Annotated in this window: 10 protein-coding genes and 1 rRNA gene; 1 reads left to right on the top strand and 10 read right to left on the bottom strand. The window is 73.4% G+C overall.

Annotated elements, in window-relative coordinates; translation table 11 throughout:
• From ACI794_RS02340 to ACI794_RS02300, 9 genes are all read right to left on the bottom strand, one after another.
• Nucleotides 1-90, bottom strand: a 16S ribosomal RNA gene (locus ACI794_RS02340); the annotation flags it as partial.
• Between the two features lie 400 nt (nt 91-490).
• On the bottom strand, nt 491-1,288 hold the full coding sequence (dapB, locus tag ACI794_RS02335) for a 4-hydroxy-tetrahydrodipicolinate reductase (protein ID WP_456603241.1): 798 nt from the start codon (nt 1,286-1,288) through the stop codon (nt 491-493).
• A gap of 47 nt (nt 1,289-1,335) precedes the next feature.
• On the bottom strand, nt 1,336-1,683 hold the full coding sequence (locus tag ACI794_RS02330) for a VanZ family protein (RefSeq protein ID WP_456615587.1): 348 nt from the start codon (nt 1,681-1,683) through the stop codon (nt 1,336-1,338).
• 8 nt (nt 1,684-1,691) lie between these two features.
• The gene (locus ACI794_RS02325; RefSeq protein ID WP_456603239.1) at nt 1,692-3,065 is read right to left on the bottom strand and encodes a M16 family metallopeptidase; all 1,374 of its coding nucleotides are present in this window, start codon (nt 3,063-3,065) and stop codon (nt 1,692-1,694) included.
• Nucleotides 3,062-5,335 (bottom strand): polyribonucleotide nucleotidyltransferase, encoded by a 2,274-nt coding sequence (locus ACI794_RS02320; protein ID WP_456615586.1) that lies wholly within the window; start codon nt 5,333-5,335, stop codon nt 3,062-3,064. The genes ACI794_RS02325 and ACI794_RS02320 overlap by 4 nt, the downstream gene beginning before the upstream one ends.
• A 263-nt stretch (nt 5,336-5,598) precedes the next feature.
• Nucleotides 5,599-5,868 (bottom strand): 30S ribosomal protein S15, encoded by a 270-nt coding sequence (gene rpsO, locus ACI794_RS02315; RefSeq protein ID WP_456578995.1) that lies wholly within the window; start codon nt 5,866-5,868, stop codon nt 5,599-5,601.
• A gap of 159 nt (nt 5,869-6,027) precedes the next feature.
• Nucleotides 6,028-6,987 (bottom strand): bifunctional riboflavin kinase/FAD synthetase, encoded by a 960-nt coding sequence (locus tag ACI794_RS02310; protein ID WP_456603237.1) that lies wholly within the window; start codon nt 6,985-6,987, stop codon nt 6,028-6,030.
• A gap of 19 nt (nt 6,988-7,006) precedes the next feature.
• Nucleotides 7,007-8,146, bottom strand: coding sequence for a branched-chain amino acid aminotransferase (locus ACI794_RS02305; protein WP_456615585.1), 1,140 nt, complete (start codon nt 8,144-8,146; stop codon nt 7,007-7,009).
• Between the two features lie 76 nt (nt 8,147-8,222).
• Nucleotides 8,223-8,561 (bottom strand): antibiotic biosynthesis monooxygenase family protein, encoded by a 339-nt coding sequence (locus ACI794_RS02300; protein WP_456578998.1) that lies wholly within the window; start codon nt 8,559-8,561, stop codon nt 8,223-8,225.
• On the opposite strand from ACI794_RS02300, the gene larB reads away from it, so the two are divergent.
• A complete protein-coding gene (larB, locus tag ACI794_RS02295) occupies nt 8,542-9,309 on the top strand; it encodes a nickel pincer cofactor biosynthesis protein LarB (RefSeq protein WP_456615584.1) in 768 nt (255 codons plus the stop codon). The two genes, ACI794_RS02300 and larB, sit on opposite strands and share 20 nt — an antisense overlap.
• On the opposite strand, the gene larE is transcribed toward larB, so the two are convergent.
• The gene (gene larE, locus ACI794_RS02290; protein WP_456615583.1) at nt 9,300-10,136 is read right to left on the bottom strand and encodes an ATP-dependent sacrificial sulfur transferase LarE; all 837 of its coding nucleotides are present in this window, start codon (nt 10,134-10,136) and stop codon (nt 9,300-9,302) included. The two genes, larB and larE, sit on opposite strands and share 10 nt — an antisense overlap.
• Between the last annotated feature and the right edge of the window lie 12 nt (nt 10,137-10,148).

Raw genomic sequence — 10,148 nt, 5'->3', positions numbered from 1 at the left:
GATCCCCACCGAAGCGGTTCACCGTTCGACTTGCATGTGTTAAGCACGCCGCCAGCGTTCGTCCTGAGCCAGGATCAAACTCTCCGTAGATGATTTGATACCGGCTGAGAACCGCGAGCTGACACTCTCGCGATATCAATCAACCAAAGGAATCCCAGCCACGACCACAAGAATCGCGGCACGGGGTATTACTTGGCACTGACTTTCGGCACGCTGTTGAGTTCTCAAGGAGCGGACGCGCAGAAACTCGACCCTTCCGGGCTTCGTCCCTGGCTGGAGGTCCCACTCTACGCCGGTTTCCAGCAGCCCGTCTAGCGGGGGGCTGGTCCGGCGGCCCTCCCGGGCCGCGCGGCGCAGAAAGAAAGTTACGTGCCCCCGCGGGCGGTGTCAAACGAGCTGCAGGTGACGCGCGCCACGCCCCCCGCCGCCTGGGTCGGCCCGTCCAGAGGCTCGCGCCGAGCCTGCGAGGCGTGAGGAGGACGGGGCCCTCTCAGAGCCCCAGGAAGCCCTCGATGCCGACGGTGAGACCGGGCCGACGCCCGATCTCCCGGACGGCGAGCAGCACCCCGGGCATGAACGAGGCGCGGTCGAACGAGTCGTGCCGCAGCGTCAGCGACTCCCCCGCCGCCCCGAGCAGCACCTCCTGGTGCGCAACCAGACCGGCCAGCCGCACGGCGTGCACGCGCACCCCCTCGACGTCGGTGCCGCGCGCCCCCGGCAGCTCGTCGGTCGTGGCGTCCGGCGCCGGCGGGAGCCCGGCCGCGCGGCGCGCCGAGGCCACCAGGCGCGCGGTCCGCACCGCCGTCCCCGAGGGGGCGTCCACCTTGTTCGGGTGGTGCAGCTCGACGACCTCCACGGACGGGAAGAAGCGAGCCGCCTCCTGGGCGAAGCGCATCAGCAGGATCGCCCCGATGCCGAAGTTGGGGGCGATGACGACCCCGAGCTCCGGCTTCGGCTCGAGCCACTCGGCGACGGTCGCCAGTCGGGCCTCGTCGAACCCGGTGGTGCCCACGACGCAGTGGATGTTGTTGTCGATGCAGAACCGGATGTTGTCCATCACCACGTCGGGACGGGTGAAGTCGACGACCACCTGGGCGCCGGCGTCGGCGACGTTGAACAGCCAGTCGCCGTCGTCGACCATGGCCACCAGCTCGAGGTCGTCGGCGTCGTTCACCGCCCTGACCACCTCGGTGCCCATCCGGCCGCGGGCGCCGAGCACTCCCACCGGGATGAGGGAGGACTCCCCCTCGACGGAGGCGGGCTGCTGGCCGGGCGCGCTCGTGGTCACGCGGTCAGGTTTCCCGGCCCGGCCCCGCGATGCAAGACAGGCCCCGGTCAGCGCGTCCGCCGGGCGAGGGCGGCCCACGCGAGCAGCCCCACGAGGATCCCCGCGACGTCGGCGACGACGTCGGCGAGGGACATCGAGCGGCCGAGCGGCGTGAGCCCCTGCACCAGCTCGCTGGCCACCGCGTAGGCCACCAGCCCCGTCGCCAGCGGCACCCCCTGCATCCCGGCCCACCGGCCGGTCAGCGCCAGGGCGCCGAAGACGAGCAGGTGGACCGCCTTGTCGGTCCCCGGGGGCGCGGTCGGCACCCCCGAGGCCGGCAGGAAGAGCACGACGGCCGAGACCAGCACCGCGAGCGCGAAGGCGGCCTGCGGCAGGGAGGTCCGGGTCGTCGGCATCCGCGAGGTCAGAGCCGGTCGAGGTCGGACTCGCGGTAGGGCCCCACCACGGCCAGGCAGGTCTCCCGGCCGAACAGCTCCCCTGCCACCGACCGGACCTGCGCCTCGTCGACGGACTCGATGCGCGCGAGCACGTCCCGCACCGGGACGTACTCCCCGTAGGACAGCTCGCTCTTGCCCAGCCGGCTCATGCGCGAGCCGGTGTCCTCCAGCCCGAGCACCAGCCCGCCCTTCAGCTGACCGCGCGCCCGGGCCACCTCCTCGGTGGTGAGCCCCTCGGCGGCGACCCGCCCGAGCTCCTCCCGAACCAGGCGGAGCACCTCGGGCACGCGCTTCTTGGAGCAGCCTGCGTAGACGGAGAAGGCGCCCGCGCCGGCGTAGTGGGTCAGCGCCGACCCGACGCTGTACACCAGTCCGCGCTTCTCCCGGATCTCCTGGAACAGCCTCGAGCTCATGCCGCCTCCGACGGCGGCGTCCAGCACGGCGGCGACGTACCGGCGCTCGTCCAGGCGCCCCATGGCGGGCGTGCCGAGCAGCAGGTGGGTCTGCTCCGTCCGGCGGGAGATGAGCCCGGCCGGCCGCGCGGGCCGCTCGAGCGCCACGTCGCCGGTGCGCAGCGGCGCGGGACGGGCCGTACCTGACAGCCGGTCGCCGAATGCCGCCGTCACCAGGTCGAGGACCTGCCGGTGGTCCACCCGCCCGGCCGCGGTCACCACGATCGAGGGCACGGCGTAGCGCGAGCGGTACCAGCCGTCGACGTCCTCCCGGGTGAGCCCCTCGATCGACTCGACGGTGCCCAGGACCGAGCGCCCGAGGGAGGTGTCGCCGTACAGCGTCTCGGCGAAGAGGTCGTGGACGGCGTCCGAGGGCTCGTCGTCGCGCATGGCGATCTCCTCGAGCACCACCGTGCGCTCGGACTCCAGGTCCGCCGCCGTGTTGGTCGCCTCGGTGACCAGGTCGGCCAGCAGCGTCACCGCGAGCGGGAGGTCGCTGGCGAGCACGTTGGCGTAGTAGCAGGTGTGCTCCTTGGCGGTGAACGCGTTCATCTCACCGCCGACGGCGTCCATGGCGGTCGCGATCTCCAGCGCCCCGCGCGACGTCGTCCCCTTGAACAGCAGGTGCTCGAGGAAGTGCGAGGCCCCCGCGACGGCCGGCGTCTCGTCGCGCGAACCCACGCCCACCCAGATGCCCAGGGTCGCCGACAGCACCCCGGGCATCGTCTCGGTGAGCACCCGCAGGCCCCCGGGGAGCTCGGTGCGCTCCACCCGGCCGCCGACCTCGTCGAGGTCCAGCAGCGCGGTCGTCCCGACGGGAACCGGGGTGGGGGCCGCTCCCGGAGAAGCGGCGCCCACCCCGGCCCGGATCAGATCAGTCGTGGTCACTCACCCGCAGGGGCGGACTCGGCCGGGGCCTCGGCGGAGGCCTCGGCGCCGTCGGCACCGTCGGCGGCGACCGGCGCGAGGCTGATCTTGCCGCGGGCGTCGATGTCGGTGATCTCCACCTGCATCTTGTCGCCGACGTTGGCGACGTCCTCGACCTTGCCGATGCGCTTGCCCGCACCGAGCTTGCTGATGTGGACCAGCCCGTCCTTGCCCGGGAGCAGGGAGACGAAGGCGCCGAACGGCGTGGTCTTGACGACCGTGCCGAGGAAGCGCTCGCCGACCTTGGGCATCTGCGGGTTGGCGATGGCGTTGATCCGGTCGACCGCGGCCTGGGCCGAGGGGCCGTCGGACGCGCCCACGTAGATCGTGCCGTCGTCCTCGATCGTGATGTCCGCGCCGGTCTCGTCCTGGATCGCGTTGATCATCTGGCCCTTGGGGCCGATCACCGCACCGATCTTGTCGACCGGGATGCGCACCGTGGTCACCCGGGGGGCGTACGGGCTCATCTCGTCGGGGGCGTCGATGGCCTCGTTCATCACGTCCAGGATGTGCAGCCGGGCGGCGCGGGCCTGGGTCAGCGCCTGGGCGAGCACGTCGGACGGGATGCCGTCGAGCTTGGTGTCCAGCTGCAGCGCGGTGACGAACTCCCGCGTGCCGGCGACCTTGAAGTCCATGTCACCGAACGCGTCCTCGGCACCGAGGATGTCGGTCAGCGCCACGTACTCGGTCCTGCCGTCGACCTGGTCGGAGACCAGGCCCATGGCGATGCCGGCGACCGGGGCCTTGAGCGGCACGCCGGCGTTGAGCAGCGCCAGCGTCGAGGCGCAGACCGACCCCATGGAGGTCGAACCGTTGGAGCCGAGCGCCTCGGAGACCTGCCGGATCGCGTAGGGGAACTCCTCGCGGTCGGGCAGCACCGGCAGCAGCGCACGCTCGGCGAGCGCACCGTGGCCGATCTCGCGCCGCTTGGGCGAGCCCACGCGACCGGTCTCGCCGGTGGAGTACGGCGGGAAGTTGTAGTTGTGCATGTAGCGCTTGCGGTTGTCCGGCGACAGCGTGTCGAGCTGCTGCTCCATGCGCAGCATGTTCAGCGTGGTGATCCCCAGGATCTGGGTCTCCCCGCGCTCGAACAGCGCCGAGCCGTGCACGCGCGGGACGACCTCGACCTCGGCGGACAGCGGCCGGATGTCGGTGACGCCGCGGCCGTCGATGCGGACCTTGTCGCGCAGGATCCGCTGCCGGACGACCTTCTTGGTGACGGCGCGGAAGGCGGCCGAGACCTCCTTCTCGCGACCCTCGAACTGGTCGGCGAGCGAGGCCTTCACCTCGTCCTTGAGCGCCTCGGTGGCGTCCTCGCGCTCCTGCTTGCCCGCGATGGCCTGCACCTCGCCGAGGCGGGTCAGGGCGGCGGACTCGACGGCGGCGTAGACGTCGTCCTGGTAGTCCAGGAAGCGCGGGAACTCCGCGACCGGCTTGGCGGCCTTGGCGGCCATCGCGCTCTGCGCCTCGCACAGCGCCTTGATGAAGGGCTTGGCGGCCTCGAGGCCCTGGGCCACGACCTCCTCGGTCGGGGCGCTGGCGCCACCGGCGACGAGCTCGATCGTCTTCTCGGTGGCCTCGGCCTCGACCATCATGATCGCGACGTCGCCGTCCGGGAGCAGGCGACCGGCGACGACCATGTCGAAGACGGCCTCCTGGAGCTCCGAGTGCGTCGGGAAGGCGACCCACTGGCCGCGGATGAGCGCGACCCGGGTGCCACCGATCGGGCCGGAGAACGGCAGGCCCGACAGCTGGGTCGAGGCCGACGCGCCGTTGATGGCCATGACGTCGTAGAGGTGCTCGGGGTCCAGGGCCATGACGGTGATGACGACCTGGACCTCGTTGCGCAGCCCCTTGGCGAAGGTCGGCCGCAGCGGGCGGTCGATCAGCCGGCAGGTGAGGATCGCGTCCTCGGACGGCCGGCCCTCGCGGCGGAAGAACGAGCCGGGGATGCGGCCCGCGGCGTACATCCGCTCCTCGACGTCGACGGTCAGCGGGAAGAAGTCGAAGTGCTCCTTGGGCTGGCGGCCCGCCGTGGTGGCCGACAGCAGCATGCTGTCGCCCATCGTCACGACGACCGAGCCGGCGGCCTGCTTGGCCAGCCGGCCGGTCTCGAAGGTGATGCTGCGGCTGCCGAAGCTGCCGTTGTCGATGACCGCGGTGGCGGTGGTGACCCCGTCCTCGGGGTCGAACTCGGCAGCGATGCTGCCCTGGGTGGTGGGTGCGGACACGTGTCCTTCTCTCTTCGTCGCATACCGCGACGTTCCTCTTGCGGCGCCTCGCGCCGACCTGCTTCCGGGGGCGACCGGTCTTCGATCGAAGCCCTCGGGCGGTGCTGTTCCCCGGAGGTGGGGAACCGATGCGTCCCGGGGGCCACTACCGAGGACCGGCCCTTGGCGGGGCGGTCGGCCGGAGGGCCTCGAACTCGGACGGCGGGTGCCGTACGAGAGAGGGGACCGCCCCGGATCGATCCGGGAGCGGTCCCCTCGACGTGCTAGCGGCGCAGGCCGAGCCGCTCGATCAACGACCGGTAGCGGTTGATGTCGGTCTTCGCCAGGTAGTTCAGCAGCCGGCGACGCCGGCCCACCAGCAGGAGCAGGCCCCGCCGGCTGTGGTGGTCGTGCTTGTGCGCCTTGAGGTGCTCCGTCAGATCGCTGATCCGGCGGGTCAGCATCGCGACCTGCACCTCGGGCGAACCGGTGTCCTTGTCGACCGTCGCGTACTCGGTCATGATCTGCTGCTTCGTCGCGCTGTCGAGCGCCATGGTTCGCCTCCTGGGCGGGTCACGTGTGGCCCCCGGTCTGACTCACGAGGGCAGCGTTCACACAGCCGTGCGTGCACGGCTGCCACGAGACTACCAGCGGTGATCAGCCGGTCGGACCGAGTGGCTGCCGGCCGGGGTGCCGTCCGGAGGACGACGCCGTCACAGGCCCAGCAGCGCCCGGGTGTCGGCCACGTCCTTGGCCATGGCGGCCAGGAGCCCGTCGACGTCGGCGAAGGCGGCCATCGCCCGGAGCCGGTGGGCGAACTCGACGCCGACGTGCTCGCCGTAGAGGTCGCCGTCGTAGTCGAGGACGTAGGCCTCGACCGTCCGGCGGCTGCCCTGGAAGGTGGGGTTGGTCCCCACGGAGATCGCCGCGGGGAACCGTTCCCGGCTGGCCGCGCTGCGCGGGTCGCGGGTGACCAGGTGCCCGGCGTAGACGCCGTCGGCGGGGATGGCGGTGTACGGCGGGGTCTCCACGTTGGCGGTCGGGTACCCCAGGTCGCGGCCGCGGCGGTCACCGCGCACGACGACGCCGTCGACCCGGTGCGGCCGGCCGAGCGCGCGGGCCGCCGGGACCATGTCCCCCGCGGCGACGCAGGCGCGGACGTAGGTCGAGGAGATGGTGACCTCGCCGTCCTCCGAGGCGTCCTGCGCCAGGGACACCCCCTCGACGGCGAAGCCGAAGCGGCGCCCCTCCGCGGTGAGCGAGGAGACCGTGCCGGCGGCGCGGTGGCCGTAGGTGAAGTTCTCCCCCACCACCACCTGCGCGGCGTGCAGCCGCTCGACCAGCACGGTGTGCGTGAAGGTCTCCGGCGGGAGCTTCATGAACTCCGCGGTGAACGGCAGCACGCACATGGCGTCCACGCCGAGGTCGGCGACGAGCTCGGCCTTGCGGTCCAGCGAGGTGAGGATCGCCGGGTGCGACCCCGGCCGCACGACCTCCGCCGGGTGGGGGTCGAAGGTCAGCAGCAGGCAGGGGCGGCGCATGGCCCGGGCCCGCGCGACGGCGGCCCCGATGAGCTTCTGGTGCCCGCGGTGGACGCCGTCGTACATCCCGACGGTGACCACCGTGCGCCCGAGATCACCCGGGGTGGCCTCGAGCCCCCGCCAGCGCAGCACGCGACAACCCCCGCCGCGGTCAGGAGACCTGGTGCAGCCAGCCGTGGGTGTCGGCCACCCGCCCGTGCTGGATGTCGAGCAGCGTCTCGCGCAGCCGCATGGTGACCGGGCCGGGCTCGCCGTCGCCCACGGTGAAGTCGCCGGTGCGGGCGCGGATCTGACCGACCGGGGTGATGACGGCGGCCGTCCCGCAGGCGAAGGTCTCGCTGATCGAGCCGTCGAGCGCGCCGCTGCGCCACTCGTCGAGGGTCACCTTGCGCTCGGTCACCCGGTGTCCGAGCTCCCGGGCGACGGTGATGAGCGAGTCGCGGGTGATGCCCGGCAGCAGGGTGCCGGAGAGCTCGGGGGTGACCAGCTCGGCGTCCTCGCCTGAGCCCAGGACGAAGAACAGGTTCATCCCGCCCAGCTCCTCGATGTAGCGCCGCTCCACGGCGTCGAGGTAGACGACCTGGTCGCAGCCGAGCTCGCTCGCCTGCTGCTGGGGCCGGAGGCTCGCCGCGTAGTTGCCGGCGCACTTCACGTCGCCGGTGCCCCCGGGCGCGGCCCGCACGTAGTCCTCGGAGACGAAGACGGAGACCGGGTGCACGCCGCGCGGGAAGTAGGCGCCGGCGGGGCTCGCGATCACCAGGAAGAGGTACTCGTGCGCCGGGCGGACGCCGAGGAAGGACTCGCTGGCCAGCTGGTAGGGGCGCAGGTACAACGTCTGGTCCGGCCCCGTGGGCACCCACGCGCGGTCGGCGTCGACGAGCGCGTCGACGGCGGCGAGGAACGCCTCCTCGGGCACCGGCGGCATCGCCAGGCGCTCGGCGCTGCGGATGAAGCGCGCCGCGTTGGCCTGCGGCCGGAAGGTGGCCACGCTGCCGTCGGGCTGGGCGTAGGCCTTGAGCCCCTCGAAGATCGACTGGGCGTAGTGCAGGGCGGCGGTGCCGGGGTCCATCGGCAGCGGGCCGTACTGCGTCAGCCGGGCGTCGTACCAGCCGCGACCGGCCTGGTACCGGGCCACGAACATGTGGTCGGTGAAGTAGCGGCCGAAGCCGGGGTCGGCCAGCAGCTCCTCGCGCTCGGTGGTGGAGCGGCGCTGCACGTCCTCCACGACCACCGGCACGCCCTCGACGAACGTCCGGGACGTGGTTCGGCTGTCGGCGAGCGTGTCGGTCATGGCTCCTACCCGGGCGTGCGAGGGGACGGCACCGGCCCGCGGGCGTGCGGGGCCGGTGCCGTCACACTAACCCGGCTCAGGCCCCGTCTTCGTGCTCGCCCTTCGGGCCGGCGGTCTCCAGCACCTCGTAGGTCCAGACGTGCGCCGAGTGCGGGGCGGCCGAGGCGAGGGTGTCACCGCCACCGGAGTGCGCCCGGTCGAAGTCCTGACCGGACTGCCAGGCCTCGTAGGCCTCGACGCTGCTCCACCGCGTGTAGACCAGGTACTGGTCGGTGCCCTCCACCGGCCGCAGCAGCTCGAACCACTCGAAGCCGGGGGTGGTCTCCACGGCTCCGGCGCGCCCGCGGAACCGCTCCTCGAAGCGCTCCTGCTTGTCCTTCGGCACGGTGATCGCGTTGATCTTGACGACGCTCATGGTCGTGCCCTTCCCGGGCGGGGTGGCCGCCAACCGCACGACCACCCCCGCGTGCGGCAGGCTGGTGCAGGTGAGCGCACCCCGCACCGCAGACCTGGGCTTCGCCCGCCTGGACCTCGACCGCGAGACCCGGACCGGTACGCCCGAGGTCGTGTTCGCGGCCGGCAAGACCCCCGCCCAGACCGTGGCCTGCCTGGCCGCCCTGCTGGAGGGGTCACCGGCGCCGTTCGCCTGGGCCAGCCGGGTCGACGACGCCACCGCGGCGGCGGTGCTCGACCGGTGGCCCGACGCCGTCGTCGACGCCGAGGCGCGGTGCGCCTTCGTGGGCACCCTGCCGGACCCGGTCGGCGAGGTGCTCCTGCTGACCGCGGGCACCTCGGACGGCCCGGTGGCCGCGGAGGTGGCGGCCACGCTGCGCGCGTGCGGCGTGGGCTGCCGCCGGGTGGACGACGTCGGGGTGGCGGGGATCCACCGCGTCCTCGGCGTCGCCCCGGACCTCGGGGCGGCCGACGCCGTGGTCGTCGTCGCCGGCATGGACGGTGCGCTGCCCAGCGTGGTCGCCGGGCTCACCGACCGGCTCGTCGTCGCCGTCCCCACGTCGGTGGGCTACGGCGCCGCCTTCGAGGGGCTGGCCGCCCTGCTGACCATGCTCACCGCCTGCGCCCCGGGGGTGCTCGTCGTCAACATCGACAACGGGTTCGGGGCCGGGGTGGCCGCCGCGCGGATCGTCCGCTCGGCTCAGCGGTAGCGCACGGGGTCGGGCAGCAGCTCGTTCATCGCCCCCGACCGGAAGCCCCGCGGGTCGAGCTCGACCCGGGCGAAGCCGGGGACGGCGGCGTGCAGGTCCACTCGCGCCGCGAGGTCGGCCACCAGCGCGGCGTCGACCTCCACCCGGGCGACGTCGTCGCCGAGGTCGCGCACCCGCAGGTCGCGCACCGGCAGCCCGGCCGCGACGAGTGCGGTGCGCAACCCGGCCTCCGCGTGCTCCACGCGGGCCAGCCCCGCGGCAGACACCGGCACCCCGTAGGCGATCCGGCTGGCCAGGCAGGCGGCCGCGGGCTTGTCGGCCAGCGGCAGCCCCCACCGGCGGGCGGCGGCGCGGACGTCGTCCTTGGTGAGCCCGGCCCGCGCCAGCGGCGTCCAGGCCCCGCGCCGGGCCGCCGCGCGGATGCCCGGCCGGAACCCCGCGACGACGTCGTCGGCGTTGGTGCCGGTGACCACGTCGGCGATGCCGAGCCGGTCGGCCAGCGGGCGCAGCACCTCGACCAGCTCGGTCTTGCAGAAGGCGCACCGGTCCCCGCCGTTGGCCCGGTAGCCCTCGCGGGAGAGCTCGTCGGTGCGTGGCCGCTCGTGCCGCACCCCCAGCGACGCGGCGAACTCCCCCGCGCCGGCGAGCTCGGCGGCCGGCAGGCTCGGGGAGACGGCGGTGGCGGCGACCACCCGGCCGGCGCCGAGCGCGCGTACCGCGGCGGCGAGCAGGACGCCGGAGTCGACCCCGCCGGAGAACGCGACGAGCACCCCGGGCAGCGGGCGCAGGAGCGCGTCGAGGTCGGCCAGGCGGGCGGCGAGGGTCACGGTGGCCAGGCT

The organism is Blastococcus sp. SYSU DS0541 (assembly GCF_054050875.1).
Note: the sequence above shows the minus strand (reverse complement) of the source record. Positions and strands in the feature narration are given on the sequence as shown.

What these genes read in the sequence shown, in the direction of transcription:
- ACI794_RS02330 (WP_456615587.1), bottom strand. Translation starts at nt 1,683, where the DNA reads ATGCCGACGACCCGGACCTCCCTGCCGCAGGCCGCCTTCGCGCTCGCG.
- rpsO (WP_456578995.1), bottom strand. Translation starts at nt 5,868, where the DNA reads ATGGCGCTCGACAGCGCGACGAAGCAGCAGATCATGACCGAGTACGCG.
- ACI794_RS02305 (WP_456615585.1), bottom strand. Translation starts at nt 8,146, where the DNA reads ATGACCGACACGCTCGCCGACAGCCGAACCACGTCCCGGACGTTCGTC.
- ACI794_RS02300 (WP_456578998.1), bottom strand. Translation starts at nt 8,561, where the DNA reads ATGAGCGTCGTCAAGATCAACGCGATCACCGTGCCGAAGGACAAGCAG.